Raw genomic sequence first — 21,459 nt, 5'->3', positions numbered from 1 at the left:
TATCGTGGGCCGCGCCATGTGACAAGGTTTGAGTGCGGCGAGGATCGCAACAAGTGAATGCACGGCCCGTTCAAATGCCGCAGCTTGCCCAAAGGTCGTGGCGACGCGCCGGGTCAATCCCCGTGGCGTAGCAGCCGCTGTTTTTGACGGCCCCAGTCGCGCGCCGCCTCGGTCGCACGTTTGTCGTGATTCTTTTTGCCTTTCGCAGTGGCGATTTTCAGCTTCACCAGACCGCGATCATTGAAATACATCACCAGCGGCACCAGCGTCATGCCTTCGCGTTTGGTCGCGTTCCACAGCCGCGCAAGTTCCTTGCGGCTGACAAGCAGCTTGCGCTTGCGGCGTTCTTCGTGGCCGAACATGGCACGGTCATAGGGCGCAATATAGGCGTTGGTCAGCCACAGCTCGCCGTTATCGACCGACGCATAGCTGTCGGCGATATTGGATTGGCCGATGCGCAGTGATTTCACCTCGGAGCCGGTCAGCATGATGCCGACCTCGATATCATCCTCGATCGCAAAATCGTAGCGCGCGCGCCGATTTTCCGCGATAACTTTGTAGTTCGTTTTTTCAGGTTTCTTTGCCATGGTCGGATTGAGATAGGCGATGAAGCGCTGCGACACAAGACGGGTCACTTGCCGCTATGCTGCAGCGTTGCGCGCAGTATGCTGGTCTGACCCGGTTATGGTGGAGATCGCGATGTTCATACAACTTGCCCTTGGCACGGGGCTTTTGCTGTTTTCGATCCTGATTGCGGGTATCAGTTTTTGGGTCATGGAGCTGTTTTTGCTGCATATGCGGCAGTGGCTGGTGCGCGCACCGCATCGTCCGAAACTGATTTTGGTGATGTGTGTGGCAGCCATCTGGATTCTGGCGCAAATGACAGCAGGCGTCTGGGTTTGGGCGCTCGCGTTCTGGGCGTTGGGGATATTTGACACGATTGAACCGGCAGTCTATTTTTCGCTTGTGGCTTTTACGACGCTGGGATTTGGCGATGTCTTGCTGCCGATGGAGTGGCGGCTGCTCGGCGGTATGGCGGCCGCGAATGGGCTGTTGAATATCGGCGTGCTCACCGCCTTGCTGGTCGAAGCGTTGCGCCACGTCCGGTTGCGCCAGATCGAAGTCATGAAGGCAGACAGTTGACCATACCCGTCCTGCGAAATGCCGCCGCCCGGCATCTTTTCTTGGTCCGTCATGGGCTTGCCGGGCGGCCTTCGGGGCTGGGTCGCGGCACGGATTTGCAGGGGGTGATTGATGATTTGGGTTTTGTGCAGCTCGATAGTGTGAACACCTTGGCGCGCGCCCATGATCTGATCTTGTGGTCGCGCCGGCAACAGTATCGCCCCCAGGCCCTGCAAGCCTTGCTGCATCATGATCGCGGGGTTTTCGAACATTGGACCCACGATGCTGCCGCCATTCCGATGCAGTTTTTCCCGCATTGGCGACTGCGTTTTTCGCGCGATGCGGTGCGTTTGGGGCAAACGTGGAAGGAATGGCGCCGCGCGGGATTTACCGAAAAGATGGACGCGGTGCTGGCCCGTGTGTCAGACGATGGCCCCTGCACCAGCGCCGATGTCGGCACCAACGAGGCGAAGGGATCGGGGGGCTGGTGGGATTGGCATCCGTCCAAGACCGCGCTGGAATTTCTGTGGCGATCGGGGCAACTGTCGGTCACGCATCGGGTCGGTTTCCGCAAGGTTTATGACCTGACCGAACGGGTGATCCCGCCTGAATATCTGAACGCAAAGCGGCATGTGGATGAGACGGTGGAATGGTTGTGTGCCGGGGCATTGGACCGTCTGGGCTTCGCGACAAGCCGCGAGTTGGCGGCGTTTTGGGACACCGCGACAGCGGCTGAGGCCAAGGCGTGGGGTGCCGCAGCGCTTGCCGATGGCCGCGTGATCGAGGTTGATGTCGAAGGGATGGACGGCACGTTGCGCCGGTCGCTGGCCTGGCCCGATGTGATGGATCTGACCGTTGCTGCGCCGGTGCCACGGGTGCGGATATTGTCGCCCTTTGATCCTGCCTTGCGTGATCGCACGCGTGCTGAAAGGCTCTTTGGTTTTGACTACCGGATTGAGATGTTTGTGCCGGCACCACAGCGCACATACGGGTATTATGTGTTTCCGGTGATGGAAGGTGATCGGATGATCGGTCGGATTGATATGAAGGCAGACCGGGGGGCCGCGTGTTTGAATGTGACCGCGTTCTGGCCCGAAGATGGTGTGCGCATCGGGGCGGGCCGGTTACGCGCGCTCAAGGGTGAGTTGGGGCGCGCGGCCCGGTTTTCGGGGTGCGATGACGTATGCTATGCGGCTGGCTGGCTGCGTCGTGCGGGGTAAGAACCCGCCATCGATCGCCGATCAAATGCGTTGCTTTGATGCACCGTAAGGTGGGTTTTAACCCACCCTGCGTTAGTTCAGCAGCCCGGCATGAACCATCGCCGCCCGCATCTTTTCTTTGGCGGCGTCTGTCAGGGGCGTCAGCGGCGAACGGACGTCCTCGCTGCAATGACCAAGGAGCGACAGGCCATATTTGGCGCCCGCGACACCCGGCTCGGCAAAGATCGCTTCGTGCAGGGGCATCAGCCGGTCGAGTTGGGTCAGGGCCTTGGCATAATCGCCCGCCAGCGTACTTTCCTGGAAGGCCGCGCATAGGGCGGGTGCCACATTGGCCGTGACCGAAATGCAGCCGACCCCGCCGTGGGCGTTGAAGCCAAGCGCCGTGGCATCCTCGCCCGACAGTTGCACGAAATCGGTGCCGCAGGTCATCCGCTGCTTGGGGACGCGGGACAGGTCACCGGTCGCGTCTTTCACGCCGATGATCATCGGATGTTTCGCCAGTTCGCCCATGGTGGCGGGAGTCATGTCGACCACGGATCGGCCCGGAATATTGTAGATCACGATCGGCATGCCGCAGTCTGCGGCGGCCATGAAATGCGCGATCAGCCCGGCCTGCGTCGGCTTGTTGTAATAGGGCGTGACAACCAATGCCGCGTCCGCCCCGGCCTTTTGGGCGGCTTTGACAAGGCGCACGGTTTCAATTGTGTTGTTCGACCCGGCACCGGCAATCACCGGGATGCGACCGGCAGCTTCGGTCACGACGACCTCGACCACCTGATCATGTTCAGCGTGGGTCAACGTGGGGCTTTCGCCTGTTGTGCCGACCGGGACCAGCCCGTGCGTGCCCTGCGCGATGTGCCAATGCACCAGCTTTTTCAGCGCATCAATGTCCACTTTGCCGTTCGTAAACGGCGTGACGAGGGCGGGCAGTGACCCTTTGAACATGACGCGCTTCCTTTGTGTGATGGGCATTTGAATCGCCCGCTAAATCGCGCAGACACTAGACGCCTTTTTGCCGATTGCCAAGTTTGTGAGTTGTGATCGTAAGCGGTCCCGTTACCATGTGTGGAGAATTGATGGTGTGGTGGCTTTTATGCGTATTTTGACCCTTGCCGGGGCCGTCTTGATGGCAGCGGCGCCGTTGGCTGCGCAGGCCGTCGATCCGCAGGCCGTTGGCGCGATCGAAGCGGCACAAGACGACTGGGATCAGGCATATGCCACCGCCGCCGCGGCTGATCCGGTGACGGCTGATGTGCTGACGTGGATGCGTCTGCGTGCGGGTGAAGCGACGTTCCCCGATTACCAACGGTTTGTTGCTGCCCGCGCGGATTGGCCCGGATTGGATCGACTGCGGGCGGCGGCAGAGTTGACGATTGAAAAAGGCCATGATCCGGCAGAGGTCATCGCGTGGTTTGCAGGGCAGCCGCCGCAGACCGGCGAAGGCGCGGTGCGTCTGGCCGAGGCGCTGACCACCACTGGCAAGCTGCAAGAGGCGACGGCTGTGTTGCGCGCCGCTTGGTTGGATCTGGGTCTGACGGATGACGGCCATGGCGGACTGATCGCCAGCTTCCCTGATGTGCTGGCGCCGTTCCATATTGCGCGTACCGATGCGCTTTTGTGGCGGGGGCGCTGGTCTGATGCGGAACGGATGCTGCCCTTGTTGGACCCCGCGCAGCGTGGGCTGGCCGCCGCGCGGATTGGCTATAGTCGCGGTTTGTCCAATATGCGCCCGTTGTTTGATGCCGTACCCGAGGCACTGCGGCTGGATGCCGGGCTGGTTTATGATCGCTATAGCTGGCTGGCCGCGCGGGGCAGTTGGGCCGAGGCGGTCGAAATATTATTGGACCGCTCAACCAGTCCTGCGGCCTTGGGTGAGCCGCTGCGTTGGTCGGGATGGCGCCGGACCTTGGCGCGTTGGGAAATGCGCGAGGGGCGTGCCGAACAGGCCTATGCGCTGGCGTCGCGGCATTACCTGACCGACGGCGAGGCGTTTGCGGATCTGGAATGGTTGTCGGGCTACATTTCCCTGACATATCGGGGCGATCCCGCGCAGGCGCTTGTGCATTTTGAAAAGGCGGCCCGTGCGGTGGAAACCCCGATATCGGTGGGCCGGATGCAGTATTGGATCGGCCGCACCCAAGAGGTACTGGGCGCGCCCGACCTTGCCGCTGTCGCCTTTGGCGAGGCGGCAAAGCATCAGACTGCGTTTTATGGATTGCTCGCAGCCGAGCGCTTGGGGCGGTCGCTGGACCCGTCATTGGTGGGGGCTGCGGTCGAATGGCGCGGCGCGCCGTTTTTTCAAAACGACCTGACGCGGGCGGCGTTCATGCTGCTTGCCGCAGGTGAACGGGGCCATGCGGTGACGTTCTTTGCGGCGTTGGGGGAAACGTTGAATGCGGTGGAACTGGCGCAACTGGGTGCCCTGCTCAGCGAACTGGACGAGCAATACTATACGTTGTTGCTGGGCAAGACGGCCGCGACGCGTGGCATTGTGATCCCCGCGATCTATTATCCGTTGCATGATCTGGCGCAGATGGATTTGCCGGTGCCTCCGTCCCTTGCCCTGTCGATTGCGCGCCGCGAGAGCGAATTTAATGTGGGCATTGGCAGCCCGGTCGGTGCGCTGGGCCTGATGCAGTTGATGCCCGCCACCGCCGAGGAGGTCGCGGGGTTGCTTGATCTGCCCTATGCCCGGTCGCGCCTGACGACGGACTGGCAGTACAACGTCACGCTGGGGGCAAAGTATCTGTCTATTCTGCGTACAGAGTTTGGCGAGACCCCGGTAATGATTGCGGCGGGATATAACGCGGGGCCAAGCCGCCCGAAGGTGTGGATGGACGAACGCGGTGATCCGCGTCTGAGCGAGATGGATGTGATCGACTGGATCGAACATATCCCATTCCGCGAGACCCGGAATTACGTGCAGCGTGTGACGGAATCGATCCCGATCTACGAGGCGCGATTGACGGGGCAAACTGGGCCGATTGCCTTCACCAGATTGTTGGTAGGCATCAAGCCACTGTTGCGTCCGCGTGCGCGGCCCCCGGCGCAGGTCGCCGGGGATGCACCCGATGTGCGCCCGCAACTGCGGCCTGACCGCAGTTGAGCAGGGCGTCGCGTGCGGACCGATCCGCATGGTCGTTTGGGGTTGTTACAGCGGGCTCAACTTGGTCTTTGGGGCGCGTTTCGTTCTTGACCGCCACAGCGTGAACAGCCCCGCACCGACAACAATCGCGGCACCCAGCGCCACGTTGGGCCGCAGGGTTTCACCCAGCAGGAAGATACCGATCACGCTGGCAAAAACCAGTTGCAGGTAGGCAAAGGGTTGTACTGCGCTGGCCTCGGCGACTTCGTAGCAGCGGATCAGCAGCCAATGCCCGGTGGCCCCGGTGACACAAAGTGCTGCCATCCATTGCCAGTCTGTGCCGGTCATCGGTTCCCAATACCAGACGCCGGCGACGGTCATGACGACAGCCCCTGTTGTGCCGGTCCAGAAGAACGATGTGGCCGTGCCGTCCTTGCGTGCGGCATAGCGGGTCAGCAGCCCATAAAGCGCGAACATCAGCGCAGCAGCCAGCGGGATCACGGCAGCAGGTGCAAAGACGGTGATGCCGGGTTGCAAAATGACAAGGACCCCGACAAAGCCAATACCGATGGCCACCCAGCGGCGCCAGCCGACCTGTTCACCCAAGACAGGCCCCGAGAAAGCGGCGATCAGTAGTGGGTAGCAGGCAAAGATTGCGTGGCTTTCGACCAGTCCAAGCTGCACAAACCCCGCGACCATGACGCAGATTTCAAGAGCAAGCAGCGTGCCGCGGGTGATTTGCAGTAGCGGTTGTCTGGTGGCGGCGGCGGCCCGGACGGAGCCCTCTTTGCGGGCGGCGACCGCTATGACGAAGGCCGCAAAGAACCAGTAGCGGATCATCACGATCATCAGGACGTTGTAGTTGCCGGCGAGGTGTCGCGATATGCCGTCCTGCACAGCAAAGACGAAAGTGGTGGCGATCATCAGGATGATCCCGAGCCGGGCGTTATTCTGCATGGGGTACCTTTGCACGGGTCATGTGCCGTTTGCGCCCGTAACCGGGTGCGCGGGTGACGTCAAAACCGGCGTCTGCAAGCGCGCGGCGGATGTGACCCGCCGCACTGTAGGTGGCGGCGGTGCCGCCGGGATTGGTGTGTCGGCCCACGGCGTCCAGCAGGCCGGGTTCCCAAAGCTCGGGGTTTTTTGCCGGCGAAAAACCGTCAAGAAACCATGCGTCGGCTTTTCCATGCCACGCGGGCACAGTCTGCCGCGCGTCGCCCACTATGACGTGCAGCAACGGCCCGTCTGTCAGCTGCGTCGGGCCTGCGCCGGGCGTCCATTCGCGCAGCAGTGTTTGCACATAGGAGGAAAGTTCTGAAAAATGGGTTAGCGCGGTGGCCATGTCGGCAAGGGTGATCGGGTAGGCCTCGAATGATGTGAAATGCAGCGTGCCGGGGTGGCCCGCCTCAGCCCAGGCTGCCCAAGTCACCAGCAAGTTGAGGCCCGTCCCAAAGCCTAGTTCGCCGATGTCGAAGCGGCCGCCGAAGCGGTCCGGCAGGTCGTTCCCGGTCAGAAATACGTGACGTGTTTCGTCCACGCCATTGTCGAGCGAGTAATAGGGATCATTGAACTGGGTCGAGATCGGCACGTGCCCATCGCTCCAGTCGAGTTTTGCTGTCTGGTTTGCCATGCGCCGATGCCTTACGTAACGGATCATCTTTGGGCGGAAGGACGCGGAATGGCAACGGCTGATGTGACGGTCATGGGTGCGGGGATCTTTGGCCTGTCGGTGGCTTATGCCTGCGCGCGGCGCGGGGCGGTGGTGCGTGTGGTTGACCCCGGCGGTGTTGCATCGGGTGCCAGTGGTGGGATTGTCGGGGCATTGGCACCACATGTGCCTGAAAACTGGAATGAAAAGAAGGCGTTTCAATTTGACAGCCTGATCATGGCCGCACCTTTTTGGGGCGGAGTCGAGGCATTGACGGGGGCTGACGTCGGGTATTCCCGGTCGGGGCGCTTGCAGCCTCTGGCCGATGACCGGGCCGTTGCACTGGCGCGCGCGCGGGCGATTTCGGCTGCGGACCTGTGGCAAGGCAAGGCGGTGTGGGAGGTGGTGCCGTCAGGTGATGATCCGTGGATGCCGCCTTCGCCAACCGGGCTGGTGGTGCGCGATACACTGTCGGCATTGATCCATCCGCGCCGGGCCACGCGGGCCTTGGCGGATGCGGTGCTGGCTTTGGGCGGTGAGGTGGTTGACGATGCGGCGCCCGAGGGTCGGGTCGTTTGGGCGACCGGCTGGCGGGGCTTGGCAGAGCTGGGTGGCACGGGTGTGAAGGGGCAGGCGGCTTTGTTGCGCCATGATGCGAAAGGGCAGCCGCAACTGTTTGCAGATGCGCTGCATATCATTCCGCATGGCGATGGTACGGTGGCGATCGGGTCCACGTCCGAGCGAGAATTTGTTGATCCGCTAGGAACGGATGCGGGTCTGGATGATGTTTTGGCGCGCGCTGTCGCGGCATTTCCAATATTGGCGGATGCGCCTGTCATTGCGCGCTGGGCGGGCATGCGTCCGCGCAGCCGCAGCCGGGCACCGATACTGGGGCGTCATCCGTTGCGCGGCGGGCAGTTCGTGGCGAATGGCGGCTTTAAGATTGGTTTTGGGATGGCGCCAAAAGTCGGTGAGGTCATGGCCGATCTGATGCTGGATGGGCGTGAAACCGCGCCAGACGGGTTTGGTTTATCCTGAGGTGGCGGCGAACGAATTTCCAGAAAAGCGTTCTCTGGGTGCGCTATTCATCGCCGCCCTTGCGCAACCGGTTGCGGGACTTTTGGTAGAATCGTTTGTTGAGCGCGATGAACTCGTGGATCAGGCGCGTGAAGATGCGATCATTGTGCCCGATCAGGTAGATGTACCCCGAGATCGCGCCGATGCCCCCGCCCACCCCGTCGATCATCAGGTCGGTCATCGTGTCATCAAGCCCGGATTTTTGCATGCCAAGGCCGAACGACAGGTCCATCAGGTATTCAAGAACTTCCCAGAAGACGCCTATGGTTATCGCAACGCAGAAGGCGATGAAGGCGATAGCAGACGGCGGTGCGGCAAAGCGGTCACCCTCGAACAGCATGAAAACAAAAAGAAACCCGATCAGTCCAAAGCCGACAGCGGATGTGCCATGCAGGGCGAGGTCCCACCACCAGACCCGTTCGTAGAAATCAAACGCCTCGCCCATAAAGACGCTGGCGAAGATGAAAAGCGTTGTCGCAAAAAGGAAAGGCATCGGTAGTGCAATGTCAAATCGGGACGCCAGAAGTGCAGGCGCCATCGCAAGGCCAAGCGTCGCCAGTGCCACGAAGCTCAACGGCCAGCGACCCAGAGCAAGCGCCGTGATCGCTGCGACGAGCAAGAGCGCCCAAAGGATCGTGATGATCGGGCTTTGATGAAAAAGCTTTGGCGGGTTCATGGTCGTAGCCCTTCTATTTGGCTTCACAGTCCCCATTTCAAGAAGATGTCTTATCAAGATAAGGGCCTTCGGGTCGCAAGTTACAATATCAGAAAGGCCAAGGGTCTGGATAGACGTCGGGATCCGATGCGGATCTTGGCGGTCTTGAACACGCTTGATGCCGATGTCATTGCCTTGCAGGAGGCCGATTTGCGCCTTGGTGCGCGACCGTCCGCCCTGTGCAGCAACATGATTGCCGCAGAGACGGATTTCGCGGTCGTCCCCATTGCGCGCAATGACGTCAGTCTTGGGTGGCACGGAAATGCGGTGTTGATCCGAAAGGGTATGGCGCATGGCGCTGTCACGCATATCAGTCTGCCGGGGCTAGAGCCGCGCGGTGCGGTGCGGGTGGACCTGCCGAAATTCAGTCTTGTCGCGACCCATCTGGGGCTGCTGCGCCGCCATCGTGCAGGCCAGCTGCGCGCGATTGCCAAGGCATTGGACGGCTGCGTCAGTGCTGTTGTCGCCGGTGATTTTAACGAATGGTCGCCGCACAAGGGGCTGGAGGTCCTGTCTGATTTCAACGTGCACGCCCCTGGGCACAGCTTTCATGCCGCCCGCCCGATTGCCGCGCTTGACCGGATTGCGGTGTCGCGCGGGTTGGTTGTGCGCGACGCGGGGGTCATGCAGCAGGGTCTGGCCCGCCACGCATCCGACCATCTGCCCATTTGGGCCGATATTGCCTAAGACGCTTGGGCCATCATGCATTGGCGGCCGTCAGGGCCGCGCACCCACGCCTGCCCGTGTTTCCAGCAGACCGTGCCGGTTTCATGGTGCATCAGCGGCGCGGTGGCCCGATAGCTGAACGTTGTCAGCGTGCCCAACTGTCGCGCCGCCAGCCCCATCACTAGATGCGCCAAAAGCGGCCCATGCACGACTAGTCCGTTGTAGCCTTCGACCTGCCGCGCATAGCTTTCGTCATAGTGGATACGGTGGCCATTGAACGTCAGGGCCGAGTAGCGAAACAGCAGTGTGCTGTCGAAGGTGACCGTTTCGCTGTGGGTTTCATCCGTCGGTGCTTGGGGCGGTTCCAGCGCCGGTGCGCCATCTTCGCGATAGACAAGTTCCTGCCATTCGGTCAGCGCAAGGGTGCTGCGCTGTTTGATGTCGTGCCGTATGCGCACAAAGCCAAGCGGGCCAGAGCGGCCTTGTTTGCGCGTCACAGATTCGATTGTGCTGATCCTGTCGGCTTTGACCCCCGCAAGCAGGGGGCGGTGAAAGACAAGTTTGCCAGCGGCCCACATGCGCCTTGGCAGGTCAAGGTCGGGGATGAATTCCCCTGTCGCCGGGTGTCCGTCGCGGCCAAGATTTGCGGGCAGTTGCGGGCCCCAGAAATAGATTTGGTGAAAGAACGGCGGCATCGGATCGCCAGTTTGCAGATCAGGTGCTTTGCCCAACGTTGCTTGCAACGCACGGGCGCGGGCAATGTCGAAAGCATCAGTCCGGGTCTGGGAACGGTTGTGATTGTCGTGCATAAACACTGTGTAATCGTAACGAAGAGGCTGCGCAAATGCCGCAAGTGACTGGCTTGGATCATTTGGTGCTGACGGTGGTCGATCTGGACCGCACGCTGGCGTTTTACCGCGATGTACTGGGGATGGTGCCCGAACGGTTTCAGCCTGCCGACGGGTCCGCGCGCTGGGCGCTGCGGTTTGGCGCGCAGAAGATCAATCTGCATCCCGCCGATGGCCCGTTTGATCCCAAGGCCCGTGTCCCACAGCCGGGATCGGCGGACCTGTGTTTCCTGACCGATGTCCCCTTGGCAGAGTGGCAGGCGCATTTCATAGCACAAGGCGTTGCCGTGGAAGAGGGCCCTATTGCCCGGACCGGGGCAACGGGGCCGATCATTTCGGTATATCTGCGCGACCCCGACGGGAATCTGATCGAGGTTTCGCAGCGCGCCTAGATTGCATCGCGCAGTTCATCCATCAGTTCGGTCAGCAACTTGTTGTAGAATTCGCCGGTCAGTTTGCCGTTTTCGTCGAATTCCTTGCTGCTGGCGGCGACCAAAACCTCTGGTCCTTGCAGGATATGCGGGCGGAAAGTCATCATCGCGAGCCGCAGTGAAAACTGCGTACGCTCGCCACCGGCCCGGCCTGCGGCGGCGGACATAATCGCCAACGGCTTGTTTTTCCACGGGCTGCCTTCGGTACGGCTTACCCAGTCAAGGGCGTTTTTGAGCACGCCAGAGATCGCTTTGTTATATTCTGGCGTCGAAATGATCACCGCATCGGCGCTTGCGATTTGGTCGGACAGGGTTTGGACCACGGCTGGTATCCCCAACGCTTCTTCGATATCGCCGTTGTAAAGGGGCAGGTTGATATCGCCCTCGATGAATGTATCTGCGTCGAAAATCGCGGCGGCATTGCGCATCAGCATGGTATTGGTCGATGCCTTGCGAAGCGAGCCGGAGATGCCGAGAAGCGTTGTCATTTGAGATCCTTTTGTTGCTTGGGTCGGGAGGTAGCGCAATAGGGCGTGACAGCAACCCATTTGCTTGCGCCCGCCTGTCGGCTGGCACATGCTGCGGCAAATGGCGAAGGAGGCGGCGATGATCCGGCACGGTGGCAAGATTTTAAGCGATCAGTTGGTGAAACTGGGTGTGCGGCGGGTTTTTTCGGTGCCCGGAGAGAGCTTTTTGGCCGCGTTGGACGGGCTTTATGACAGCGGTATCCAGAATGTGGTGTGCCGTCAGGAAGGCGGGGCTGCAATGATGGCCGAAGCCTATGGTAAAATGACGGGTCAGCCCGGCGTGTGTTTTGTGACACGGGGGCCGGGTGCGACGAATGCCAGCGCGGGTGTCCATGTGGCCCGACAGGACAGCACGCCGATGGTGCTGTTCGTGGGGCAGATTGACAATCGCCAGACCGATCGTGAAACATTTCAAGAGGTGGATTATCGCGCGATGTTTGGCGGTCTTGCCAAATGGGTGGCGCAGGTTGACCAGACAGAGCGGCTGCCGGAATACATTGGCCGCGCCTTTCGTGTGGCGATGTCAGGGCGGCCGGGACCGGTGGTGTTGGCCCTGCCCGAGAATATGCTGAGCGCTGACGCGGATGTCGCTGATTTGCGCCTGTCTGATGCGGTGACGCAGCCGATCCCGACGGATGCTGCCAGCACAATCATGCATCTGCTGGGACAAGCCGAGCGTCCGTTGATCGTGGCCGGGGGCCCGCATTGGAACCGGCAGGCGCAGGTCGATCTTCAGGCGTTTGCCGAACGCCAGCAAGTGCCTGTTGCGCTGGGATTTCGGCGGCAGGATTACATGGATAACCGCCATGCCAATTACGCTGGCGATTTGAACGTTGGCGTCAACCCGCGTTTGGCCGCGCGGGTGCGCGCGGCGGATATGCTTGTCCTGCTGGGCACGCGTTTTGGTGATATCGAAACCCAAGCCTATACGCTTGTTGATCCCGGTGATCCGCAAAAGATGATCGTTCACGTCCATGCCGACGCCGATGAAATTGGCCGGGTCTACGCGCCTGATCTGGGTGTTGTCGCAACCGCCCCGGCGATCTTGCGGCAGCTTGCGCAAATGGAACCTGCCGGCACTTGGCCGGACTGGACCGCAGCCGCGCGCGCCGATTACGAGGCGTGGCTGGCACCGCAGGAAAGCCCCGGCGCTCTCAAACAGGAGCAGGTGATCAAGTGGTTGTCAGACCACTTGCCGGTTGATGCGATTGTGACCAATGGGGCCGGTAACTATGCCGCATGGCTGCACCGCTACTACGCTTATCGGCAGTATGGCACCCAACTGGCGCCGACGTCGGGGTCCATGGGATACGGGTTTCCAGCGGCGGTTTCGGCCTCGATTGAATACCCTGACCGGACGGTCGTTTGTCTGGCGGGGGACGGGTGTTTTCAGATGACCTGCAATGAATTGTCGACTGCGGTGCAGCATGGGGCGACGCCGATTGTCATCGTGATGAACAATGGTCGTTATGGCACGATCAGGATGCATCAGGAGAAGACCTATCCGGGGCGGGTGTCAGGTACTGCGCTTGCGAACCCGGATTTTGCGGCCCTTGCGCGGGCCTATGGTGGTCATGGAGAGGTGGTGACCGAAACGGCCCAATTCGCGGCTGCTTTTGCGCGGGCGCGGGCGGCGGGGACGGTGGCGATTATCGAATGCAAGGTGGATGAGAACGCGCTGTCAACGGGTGCTACGCTGACGGGGGTGCGGCAGGCAGCGTTGACCGGATAGCGCGCCTGCGGCGCATGACATTTCTTGTTTGGTGTGCCGCTTAGACCGTCGTCCACTGTGTCGGGGTGTTTTCCTGCCAGCCCTTTTGATGCAGCAGCGGCATGTCGTCATCAAAACTTGCTTTGCCAAGGCACAGGTAACCGGTGAGTTCCCAATCGTCGGGCACGCCCAGCGTTTTTGCCGTGGCTTCGGGATCGAGAATCGAAACCCAGCCCAGCCCTAGGTTTTCGGCACGTGCCGCAAGCCACAGTGTATGGATCGCGGTCACGGTAGAGTAGGCTAACATCTCGGGCATGGATTGCCGGCCAAGACCGTGTCCTTCGTTCGGGTCCTGTGCCGTGAATACGGCGAGATGAACAGGTGCGTCGCGCAGACCGGCGAGTTTGAGGGCATGATAGTCGGCGCGCTTTTCGTCGTCATAAATGGTGCCGGCCATTTCATTGGATTTTTCGAAATTGGCTATGATTTCTGCGCGCAAGGCAGGTGTTTCAACCTGTAGCACACGCCATGGCCGGGCATTCCCGACGGATGGCGCCATGTCCATCGCCGCTTGCAGCCGGATCAGGGTTGCAGGCGGCACCGGATCGGGCAGAAACTGGCGCACGTCGCGCCGCCAATGCAGGATATCTTGCAGCGCGTCACGATGGACCTTGGTCAATTCCATTCAGGCGGGTTTCCATTTGCCCGATTGCGACGGTAGAAATGCCTCGACGGCCGCTGTCGCCACAACGGCGGTATCACCGGTCTCGGCGTTAGGCACGTTCAACCCGCCTTTAATCGCCTGAACCGTGGCGCGACCGCGCGGCAGGCCCGCAACAAGAGCATCACAGTCGATCTTGTCGGGTTCTTGCACGCCAACGGTGACCTGCACGCGCATCTCTGTGTGGCTCAGTCCAGTGCTTTCGAAAATCGGCAGGGTGGAATGACGGATCGCGTCCTCGATCGCACGGCGGGCGGCCTTTTGATAGTCCATCCCATGCAGGTCGTTGCCCATACCCATCTCAATTATCACGCGCTGATCCGTCATGCGGGCACCATGTCAAAGCTGACGTTGATGGCGACATTGGCGATGACGGTGGCCACCCCGTCTGGGCGGGGGATATCCAGCCCGCCGTGGGTCACGGTAATGGTGATCCGCCCGTAGGGAAAGATATCGGCCAAGCTGTCTGTGTCCACCTTCTCCGGCTCTTGCACGCCGATCTGGACGTCGATCAGCATCGCCTCTTTCGGAAAGCCGTAAAGCTCGGCCATGTTGATGGAATTGTGCCAAAGCGCGTCTTGCAGCGCGCGCCGGGCGGCCTGCGTATAGTCTTGGCGGCGCAGGCTGGTGCCAAGGCCGAATTCAGTCAGGACGCGGTGGATTGGCATTAGAGAGAACCTATTATCTGTTTAATTTGCACCGCTGTGTCCTTGTCTGTGAAATCAGCTATTGGCTTACCTCACGGACTATTGTGTCTTATTCTTATGACTCTCAGTTTTCTGTAGTAGCAAAATGAGTAACCTTTTCCACTCAACTCAACCCGGCAGGCGGTTGAGTTTTTCCAGCGCGACGCTCAACCTCCCTAAAGTCTTGTCGTGCCATCACTTCTTCGGCGATTACTTTTACTGTCTTTGAAACATGGCGTGCATGATGGTTTGCGGCATTGATTGCATCTTGAACATATTCATCAATGTCCTCCTTATTTATAAGTAACGTGCTCGTGATTTCCTCCTAAAATTCCACCCCAATCTGCGCCTTGATACCCGACCGGAACGGATGCTTGACCAGTTCCATTTCTGTCACAAGATCGGCGATTTCGATCAGGTCTTCGTGGGCGTTCCGGCCCGTCAGCACCACATGGGTCATGGGTGGTTTGTGGTCGCGCAGGAAGGCCACGACCTCGGCTGCGTCTACGTAATCGTAGCGGATCGCGATATTGATTTCGTCGAGCAGGACCATGTGGTTGGTTTCGTCGAGGATCAGTTCTTTGGCCTTGGCCCATGCGGCCTGGGCCATTTCGGTGTCGCGGGATTTGTCTTGGGTTTCCCAAGTGAAGCCTTCGCCCATCGTGTGGAAGGCGCAGATGTCGGTAAACTTGGCCAGGATCAGGTCGCGTTCGCCGGTGGACATGCCCCCCTTGATGAACTGGACCACGGCGCATTTCATATCGTGCGCGATGCAGCGGAAAATCATGCCGAACGCGGCTGATGATTTGCCCTTGCCCTTGCCGGTGTGGACGATCACCAGACCTTTTTGATCGGTCTTGGTCGCCATGATTTTATCGCGGGCGGCTTTTTTCTTGGCCATCTTCATCGCATGGCGGTCGGTGTCTTCGGTCATGGCTGGCTCCTGGTTGCGGGCGCAGGGTGCGGTGTTTGCGGTGCTTAGTAAAGCCCGATCAGCCACGGTGCAATGATCGGAGCGAGCAGCGCGGTCAGCAGTGCGTTCAACCCCATGCCGATGCCCGAAAATGCGCCAGCCGTTTCATTGACCTGAAACGCCCGGGCTGTGCCAATCCCGTGGCTGGCGACGCCGACAGTAAAACCGCGCGCGCGCCAGTCCTTGATCTGCAGCAGGTTCAGCAGGGGCGTGCAGATGATGGCGCCCGTGATCCCGGTTGTGATCACCAAAACAGCGGTCAGCGAGGGCGAACCGCCGATGGCGTCGGACACACCAAGCGCGACGGGGGCCGTTGCGGATTTGGGCAGCAACGACAGCAAGATGTCGGGGCTGACCCCCAAGCTGCCCGCGATAAACACGCCGCTTATCATGGCGGTCAATGATCCGACCACCAACGCGCATAGCATTGGCAAAGCAGAGGCGCGGATGTTGCGCAGGTTTGCGTGCAGCGGCACTGCCAGTGCGACGGTTGCCGGGCCAAGCATGAAATGGACGAACTGCGCGCCTTCGAAATAGGTGGCATAAGTCGTATCTGTCAGCCGCAGCAAGACGGCCAGCAGCGCAACCGCGATAAGCACGGGGTTGACCAGTGGTCGCCGCCCCGTCGCCTTGAACGCGATATCTCCGACCCCGTAGGCCGCAAGCGTCAGGGTCAGCCACAACAGTGGATCACGGGCGAGGTACGTCCAGATTTCAGTGAACTCAGTCATTGGATGTCCCCACCAACCGTGCAATGCCGACAAAGGTCAGCGCGCCTGCGGTGATGGCCAGTGCGGTCGATCCGACGATCGCCGTGGCCAATGCGAACCCGTCGCTGCCAAACCGATCCAGATGGCCGACAACGCCGACCCCGGCGGGCACAAATAGAAGGGATAGATGGGACAAAAGGACTTTGGTTGTCGGCGTAATCGCAGCCGCCAATCTGGGGCTGATGACCAGCGTCGCGAAAAGTAGCGCCATTGCGATGACGGGGCCGGGCAGGGGCAGACCCAGCACGCGCGATGTAATTTCGCCGATCAATTGGAAAACCAAGAGGGTCGTGAGGTGCAGTATCATTGGCTTCGGCCTTTCCCGCTGTTTGATCATGCTAGGGGCGGCGCGCGGCGGTGACCAGCATCATCAGAGGCACCGGATACCGATTTATCAGCCGGGCCATTGCCATATTTCTGCAAAATGCGTGCGAATTTTAAGAGGTTGTTAACCTAGATTCGGGACGGTGGCATGAGGTCTGAAAAGGATAAAGCATGCGCCGAACAATGCTAGTGGCAGCCATTTTTCTGGGGGGCTGCAATACGCCGCCGCTTGGATTTGCGGGGATTGATCCTGTTCGTGTCGAGGTCGAACAGAGCGTGTTTGATGTGCGGGTAAAGGACGGGCGCGCCCATGCTTTGCGGGTCAACAGTGAATTTGCGCCGAACCTGGCAGCGGTGGCGCCACGCGCACGGGTGGCGATTGAGCTGGCCAGCGGATGTCAGATCGTAGATGGCAGCCTGATGGGCGACCCGATCTTTGTGACCGCTGACCTGCGGTGCTGACCTAGCGGTCGATATTGATACGGATCGGATTATAGCCGAAATCGTCGGTTTCGTTGTTGCGCTTGGATTCGTTGACGGCTCCAATGATGAGCGCGCCAAGCAGACCGGCACCTGCTGCAGATTGCGACCGTTGCTGGCTTGTCAGGTTCACTGCGTTGACAGTCGCCGACGAGGTTTTTCCATCAATGGCGCATTGAATGAAGATGGCCGGGGAATCCGGGCCATAGTCGGGAACAAGGATGTTTGCCGGCGTCGTGAAAGTTGCCTGGTAGAGGCCGGAGTCAAGATTGCAGGATGCGCCGGTCATCTCGCCGTAGCCATCGCCGTTGCGGTTGCCAAAGGTTCTGACTTCGAAAAGTTCCTGACCGCGAAAGCGTGGGACAGTTGCACCGCGTGCCCGGTCGCGTCCGTAGACATCAAGCCCAATGGCGGTCGCCCGGTTGGTGGGTGTTACAGCGATGGGAGGTTGCGAGATATCGACAGTGGTACATGCTGTCAAAAGCAGCCCGGTCAATGCGATCTTAAACAGATTGTTCATATATATTTCCACTCGTTCTGTGAGGCTATAAGCTTAATGGGAACGCTGTATTAAAGCGACCTGATTACCTGATTGTCTACGTAATCTGCAGGAGTGTGCTTTTTGCGTTCACGACCGCTGGTTTGGCCAGACAAACAGGCGCTTCGGATGGTGACCGTAAGGTGGATCTCGATCCACCCTACGCCAGAAGTCCTGCAATACGGGCGCGGGCAGAGTTGGATTTGGGTTGCCACAGGTTTCGGTCGATGGCTTCTTGCAGGCGCTGGGCGATTTCGGTCAGGGCTGGCGCGTTCGCGTCCGCGATGAAACGGCGTGTGGCGTCGTCTTTGATGAACGCCTCTTCGACCAAATCAAAGTGATGGTTCTGCACCGCCCCTGTCGTTGCGGCGAACGCGAACAGATAATCCACAGTTGCTGCAATTTCGAAAGCACCCTTGTAGCCGTGCCGTTTAACACCGTCGATCCATTTTGGGTTCACGACGCGCGACCGCACAACGCGCCCGATTTCATCTTCCAGCGTGCGGATGATGGGGCGTTCGGGGCGTGAATGGTCGTTGTGATATATCGGCCGGTCCTTGCCTTGAAGCGCGCTGATGGCTGCGGCGGCCCCGCCGTGGAATTGGTAGTAGTCGTCACTGTCAAGAATGTCGTGTTCGCGGTTGTCCTGGTTCTGCACGATGGCTTCGGTTTGGGCCAGACGGGCCTCAAAGGCGGCACGATCTTTGCGGCCCGCGGCGCCTGATCCATAGGCATAACTGCCCCATTCCAAATAGGCTTCGGCAAAGTCGGATTTGTCAGTCCAGATGCGTTCGTCGATCAGTGCTTGCAGGCCGGCACCATAGGCTCCGGGCTTTGATCCGAAGACGCGGGTTTGGTCGCCGCCTTGTCTGGTTCGGGCGGCAGCCGGGTTCAGATCGTCAGGTTCGTCAAGTGCTTGTACGGCGCGGGCCGCACTATCGACCAGCGCGATGAGTTGTGGGAATGCATCACGGAAAAAACCCGAGATGCGCAGGGTCACGTCGACGCGTGGTCGACCAAGGACAGTTTGCGGCAAGACATCGAATCCTGTGACCCGTCGGTTGGCGCTGTCCCATTTGGGTTTAACGCCCATCAGCGCCAGAGCTTGTGCGATGTCATCACCGCCGGTGCGCATATTTGCGGTGCCCCATGCCGTGATCAGCAGTGTACGTGGCCAATCGCCATGGTCTTGCAGGTATTTTTCAATCAGCAGATTGGCAGATTTCCATCCCAGAGCCCAGGCGGTGGGTGTGGGGACGGCCCGGCTGTCGACGCTGAAAAAGTTGCGGCCGGTCGGCAAGACATCAAGCCGCCCGCGCGTGGGCGCACCGGACGGGCCCGGGCTGACGAAGTGCCCGGCAAGGGCGCTGAGGAGGCCCGCCTCCTCGTTCGCGCCGCAGCGCGCGATGGTCGGTCTGATCTGGGTCTCAATCTCTTGCAGGACAGCTTGTGAGGCGGGGCCGGGAGCCGCTTGGCTTGCGCCATCGCCCATCCCGCCGTCCCGCAAGAGGTTTTGGCTCAGGTTTTCCAGCCGCTCTATTGTGTCGCCATTGGTGCGCCATGTCGCGTCATTCGCCAGCCGTTCGGGCTTTTGCGCTGCCAGAGCTGCCATGTCGCAGTCGAGGGGGTCAATGCCGAGGTTCAAATCAGTGGCCAAGGCCCGCAGCAACGATGCATTGGCACCCTTGCCATTGCCGCGTGGCACGCGGGCGAGGGCAAGCGCGAGGTCGCGTTCCTGTTGACCTGTTGGTGATTGTCCAAAGATGTGCAGGCCGTCGCGAATTTGCGCCTCTTTCAACTCACACAGGTAGGCGTCCAGCTTTCCAAGGTCGGTATCGTTGTCACCGGTGAACCCAGCGTCTCTTGACAGGCCTGTGACCTCGGAGAGTGACAGGATCTCGCGGCGCAGGTGGGCGATGCGGCGGGGATCAATGCCCGCAGCTTCGTAGTATTCATCGACGAGCGCTTCGAGGTCGCGCAGAGGGCCGTAGTTTTCGGCGCGGGTGAGGGGCGGAGTCAGATGGTCGATAATAACTGCACTGGCCCGCCGTTTGGCCTGTGTGCCTTCGCCCGGGTCATTGACGATAAACGGGTAGATATGCGGGGTCGGACCCAGCGCAACCTCGGGCCAGCAGGTTTCCGACAGCGCCACGGCTTTGCCTGGCAGCCATTCGAGATTGCCATGTTTGCCCATGTGTATGATCGCATCCGCGCCCCAGTGATGCCGCAGCCAAAAGTAGAACGCCAGATAGTTATGCGGTGGAACCAGATCGGGTGAATGGTAGCTATCCGTCGGGTCGATGTTGTAGCCGCGTGCCGGCTGCAGGCCGACAACGGCATTGCCGAAGCGGTGGATGGACAGCGCAAAGCCTGTTGTGGCGGGCCGACCCTCCGGGGGGGATATTTCCGCTCCGAAGAAGGGGTCTTGTTCGGGAGTGCCCCAGCGGGCAGTGATCTGTTCTTTGACGTCCCACGGCAGGGCGTCGTAGTAGGTTTTGTAGATAGCAACCGGCAGGTGTTCGCCGCCGCTGCGATTGGCGCGGTCGGTCAGCCAATTGGTGGGGCCTTCCATGATTTGCTGCATCAATGCCGCGCTGTCAGCGGGCGGGGTGATCGCGTAACCTTCGGATTTCAGCAGGTTGAGGACATGGGCAGTGGCAGCGGGCGTGTCGAGGCCAACGCCATTGGCCAACCGCCCGTCTTTGTTGGGATAGTTGGCGAGGATCACAGCTATCTTCTTGGCGCGGGTCGGCGTCTGGCGCAGCCGTGCCCAGCGTTTGGCAAGCTGGGTGACATAGTCGATCCGGGAGCCGACGGCCTGGTAGGTCGCAATGGGGCACTGGGTGGCCGCGTCGAAGAAGGCTTCGCCTTTGAAGCTGACTGCGCGCGACAGGATGCGCCCGTCCACCTCTGGTAGGGCGACGTTCATGGCGATGTCGCGGGCCGTGAGGCCGTGCATGCCTTGGTCCCACGATGCTTCGGTGGCGCCGGAGAGGACCACCTGGAATATGGGCGCGTTATTTGACAGCAGCGGGTTTTGCGGGCTGTCGTCACCGTCATGTGGTGATCCGACTGCGAAGGCGGTGCAGTTGAGGATCACGTCCGGCGGCGCGACATCAAACAGCGTGCCAAGGGTGGCCATGCTGACCGGATCTTTGAGAGATGCGACGAAGATCGGCAGCGGGTTTAACCCGGCGCGCGCCAGGCTGCGTGTCAGGCGGTTGATCGGGTTCAGGCCGCCGCCCTGCACCAATGCGCGGTAAAAGATGATCGGGATGATCGGGGCGCCGTCTGTCCACGTCGCTTGCGCCGCCGTCAGGTCGGCGATGCCCGCGCCGGGCCAGTAGACGCCGCAGCGTAATAGCGGGCTGGCCGCCGGGGGTTTTTCGCTGCCGTCCAGCATCGCTTTGGCGTAGTCTAGCAGGTTTGTGCTGTTTTTGGGGCCGCCTTCGACGCAGTAGGACCACAGCGCGTCGTAGTCTGCGGGGCTGACGGTGGACAGTCCGCGTAATTCGGCGTCTGGTTTGTCGTCGCCCGGCAGGGCTGCGAAGGGAATGCCCGCCGCGTACAACCGGGCGGCGTATTGGGTCAGCCCGTATTTCCAGTAGCCTGCGCCGCCAAGGATGCGCGCGATCACAAGGCGGGATTTCGTAGCGCAATCATCGAGGTGCAGATCGACGGACATCGGGTGTTGCAGGTGCATCATGTTGGCCAACCGCAGTGTAGGCGGGTCGGGCATTTCGGATCGCGCATCTGACAGCGCCGCAAGTTCGGTGTCGGCGGCAGAGATGATAATGACGTCGGCGGGGGTTTGGCCCAGATCAACGGGTTCGGTCCCGTCAGAGATTGCGCCGGGGGTCGCTGCGAGTAGGTGCATCAGCCAAATCCTCGTGCTAAAGGGTGCGCAAATGAGAGGT

23 protein-coding genes are annotated in these 21,459 nt (G+C 60.5%); 8 read left to right on the top strand and 15 right to left on the bottom strand.

Annotated features, from left to right (window positions below; translation table 11 throughout):
- Positions 1-113: 113 nt before the first annotated feature.
- Positions 114-587, bottom strand: a complete 474-nt coding sequence (smpB, locus tag QZ196_RS06005; protein WP_296424861.1) for an SsrA-binding protein SmpB — start codon at positions 585-587, stop codon at positions 114-116.
- 112 nt (positions 588-699) lie between these two features.
- On the opposite strand from smpB, the gene QZ196_RS06000 reads away from it, so the two are divergent.
- The gene (locus QZ196_RS06000; RefSeq protein WP_296424851.1) at positions 700-1,143 is read left to right on the top strand and encodes an ion channel; all 444 of its coding nucleotides are present in this window, start codon (positions 700-702) and stop codon (positions 1,141-1,143) included.
- Positions 1,140-2,342, top strand: coding sequence for a crosslink repair DNA glycosylase YcaQ family protein (locus QZ196_RS05995; RefSeq protein ID WP_296424850.1), 1,203 nt, complete (start codon positions 1,140-1,142; stop codon positions 2,340-2,342). Before QZ196_RS06000 ends, QZ196_RS05995 begins: the two co-directional genes overlap by 4 nt.
- Positions 2,343-2,414: 72 nt before the next feature.
- On the opposite strand, the gene dapA is transcribed toward QZ196_RS05995, so the two are convergent.
- Positions 2,415-3,287, bottom strand: a complete 873-nt coding sequence (gene dapA / locus QZ196_RS05990; protein WP_296424849.1) for a 4-hydroxy-tetrahydrodipicolinate synthase — start codon at positions 3,285-3,287, stop codon at positions 2,415-2,417.
- Between the two features lie 148 nt (positions 3,288-3,435).
- Here dapA and QZ196_RS05985 point away from each other — a divergent pair, with 148 nt between their 5' ends.
- Positions 3,436-5,448 (top strand): lytic transglycosylase domain-containing protein, encoded by a 2,013-nt coding sequence (locus tag QZ196_RS05985; RefSeq protein ID WP_296424848.1) that lies wholly within the window; start codon positions 3,436-3,438, stop codon positions 5,446-5,448.
- Between the two features lie 45 nt (positions 5,449-5,493).
- Here the strand turns inward: QZ196_RS05985 and QZ196_RS05980 are convergent, their stop codons facing one another.
- Together QZ196_RS05980 and mnmD are read right to left on the bottom strand one after the other, a co-directional pair.
- The gene (locus QZ196_RS05980; RefSeq protein ID WP_296424847.1) at positions 5,494-6,384 is read right to left on the bottom strand and encodes a DMT family transporter; all 891 of its coding nucleotides are present in this window, start codon (positions 6,382-6,384) and stop codon (positions 5,494-5,496) included.
- Positions 6,374-7,057 (bottom strand): tRNA (5-methylaminomethyl-2-thiouridine)(34)-methyltransferase MnmD, encoded by a 684-nt coding sequence (gene mnmD / locus QZ196_RS05975; RefSeq protein WP_296424846.1) that lies wholly within the window; start codon positions 7,055-7,057, stop codon positions 6,374-6,376. Before mnmD ends, QZ196_RS05980 begins: the two co-directional genes overlap by 11 nt.
- 48 nt (positions 7,058-7,105) lie before the next feature.
- Between mnmD and QZ196_RS05970 the strand changes: the two genes are divergently transcribed.
- Positions 7,106-8,113, top strand: coding sequence for an FAD-dependent oxidoreductase (locus QZ196_RS05970; protein ID WP_296424845.1), 1,008 nt, complete (start codon positions 7,106-7,108; stop codon positions 8,111-8,113).
- A 43-nt stretch (positions 8,114-8,156) separates the two neighbouring features.
- On the opposite strand, the gene QZ196_RS05965 is transcribed toward QZ196_RS05970, so the two are convergent.
- Positions 8,157-8,828, bottom strand: a complete 672-nt coding sequence (locus tag QZ196_RS05965; protein ID WP_296424844.1) for a hypothetical protein — start codon at positions 8,826-8,828, stop codon at positions 8,157-8,159.
- A 45-nt stretch (positions 8,829-8,873) separates the two neighbouring features.
- Here QZ196_RS05965 and QZ196_RS05960 point away from each other — a divergent pair, with 45 nt between their 5' ends.
- Positions 8,874-9,554 carry an endonuclease/exonuclease/phosphatase family protein gene (locus tag QZ196_RS05960; protein ID WP_296424843.1) on the top strand — a complete coding sequence of 227 codons (681 nt, stop codon included), beginning with the start codon at positions 8,874-8,876 and terminating at the stop codon, positions 9,552-9,554.
- Here the strand turns inward: QZ196_RS05960 and QZ196_RS05955 are convergent.
- Complete coding sequence (locus tag QZ196_RS05955) at positions 9,551-10,342, bottom strand: acyl dehydratase (RefSeq protein ID WP_296424842.1); 792 nt, start codon at positions 10,340-10,342, stop codon at positions 9,551-9,553. The two genes, QZ196_RS05960 and QZ196_RS05955, sit on opposite strands and share 4 nt — an antisense overlap.
- 35 nt (positions 10,343-10,377) lie before the next feature.
- On the opposite strand from QZ196_RS05955, the gene QZ196_RS05950 reads away from it, so the two are divergent.
- Positions 10,378-10,773 (top strand): VOC family protein, encoded by a 396-nt coding sequence (locus tag QZ196_RS05950; protein ID WP_296424841.1) that lies wholly within the window; start codon positions 10,378-10,380, stop codon positions 10,771-10,773.
- Here the strand turns inward: QZ196_RS05950 and QZ196_RS05945 are convergent.
- Entirely contained in the window at positions 10,770-11,300 is a 531-nt protein-coding gene (locus QZ196_RS05945; RefSeq protein ID WP_296424840.1) for an NAD(P)H-dependent oxidoreductase, read from the bottom strand. The two genes, QZ196_RS05950 and QZ196_RS05945, sit on opposite strands and share 4 nt — an antisense overlap.
- 118 nt (positions 11,301-11,418) lie before the next feature.
- On the opposite strand from QZ196_RS05945, the gene QZ196_RS05940 reads away from it, so the two are divergent.
- The gene (locus tag QZ196_RS05940) at positions 11,419-13,071 is read left to right on the top strand and encodes a thiamine pyrophosphate-binding protein (RefSeq protein ID WP_296424839.1); all 1,653 of its coding nucleotides are present in this window, start codon (positions 11,419-11,421) and stop codon (positions 13,069-13,071) included.
- 40 nt (positions 13,072-13,111) lie between these two features.
- On the opposite strand, the gene bluB is transcribed toward QZ196_RS05940, so the two are convergent.
- The 6 genes from bluB to QZ196_RS05910 all read right to left on the bottom strand — a co-directional run bounded on the left by bluB (position 13,112) and on the right by QZ196_RS05910 (position 16,507).
- Positions 13,112-13,735, bottom strand: coding sequence for a 5,6-dimethylbenzimidazole synthase (gene bluB, locus QZ196_RS05935; protein WP_296424838.1), 624 nt, complete (start codon positions 13,733-13,735; stop codon positions 13,112-13,114).
- A complete protein-coding gene (locus tag QZ196_RS05930; RefSeq protein ID WP_296424837.1) occupies positions 13,736-14,098 on the bottom strand; it encodes a Lin0512 family protein in 363 nt (120 codons plus the stop codon).
- Positions 14,095-14,439, bottom strand: a complete 345-nt coding sequence (locus QZ196_RS05925) for a Lin0512 family protein (protein WP_296424836.1) — start codon at positions 14,437-14,439, stop codon at positions 14,095-14,097. Before QZ196_RS05925 ends, QZ196_RS05930 begins: the two co-directional genes overlap by 4 nt.
- Positions 14,440-14,782: 343 nt before the next feature.
- Positions 14,783-15,391: a cob(I)yrinic acid a,c-diamide adenosyltransferase gene (gene cobO / locus QZ196_RS05920; RefSeq protein WP_296424835.1), complete on the bottom strand. Its 609-nt coding sequence runs from the start codon at positions 15,389-15,391 to the stop codon at positions 14,783-14,785.
- A gap of 44 nt (positions 15,392-15,435) precedes the next feature.
- Positions 15,436-16,161: an LrgB family protein gene (locus QZ196_RS05915; protein WP_296424834.1), complete on the bottom strand. Its 726-nt coding sequence runs from the start codon at positions 16,159-16,161 to the stop codon at positions 15,436-15,438.
- The gene (locus QZ196_RS05910; RefSeq protein WP_296424833.1) at positions 16,154-16,507 is read right to left on the bottom strand and encodes a CidA/LrgA family protein; all 354 of its coding nucleotides are present in this window, start codon (positions 16,505-16,507) and stop codon (positions 16,154-16,156) included. The genes QZ196_RS05915 and QZ196_RS05910 overlap by 8 nt, the downstream gene beginning before the upstream one ends.
- A 188-nt stretch (positions 16,508-16,695) precedes the next feature.
- Between QZ196_RS05910 and QZ196_RS05905 the strand changes: the two genes are divergently transcribed.
- Positions 16,696-16,986 carry a hypothetical protein gene (locus QZ196_RS05905; RefSeq protein WP_296424832.1) on the top strand — a complete coding sequence of 97 codons (291 nt, stop codon included), beginning with the start codon at positions 16,696-16,698 and terminating at the stop codon, positions 16,984-16,986.
- A gap of 1 nt (position 16,987) precedes the next feature.
- Here QZ196_RS05905 and QZ196_RS05900 read toward each other — a convergent pair whose 3' ends face one another.
- Both QZ196_RS05900 and cobN read right to left on the bottom strand, forming a co-directional pair.
- Positions 16,988-17,524 carry a hypothetical protein gene (locus QZ196_RS05900; protein ID WP_296424831.1) on the bottom strand — a complete coding sequence of 179 codons (537 nt, stop codon included), beginning with the start codon at positions 17,522-17,524 and terminating at the stop codon, positions 16,988-16,990.
- A gap of 178 nt (positions 17,525-17,702) precedes the next feature.
- On the bottom strand, positions 17,703-21,419 hold the full coding sequence (gene cobN / locus QZ196_RS05895) for a cobaltochelatase subunit CobN (RefSeq protein WP_296424830.1): 3,717 nt from the start codon (positions 21,417-21,419) through the stop codon (positions 17,703-17,705).
- Positions 21,420-21,459 lie beyond the last annotated feature (40 nt).

Origin of the sequence: Yoonia sp. (genome assembly GCF_017854565.1) — a bacterium.
In the GTDB taxonomy this organism is placed as follows: Bacteria; Pseudomonadota; Alphaproteobacteria; order Rhodobacterales; family Rhodobacteraceae; genus Yoonia.
This window is presented reverse-complemented; position numbering and strand designations above follow the sequence as displayed.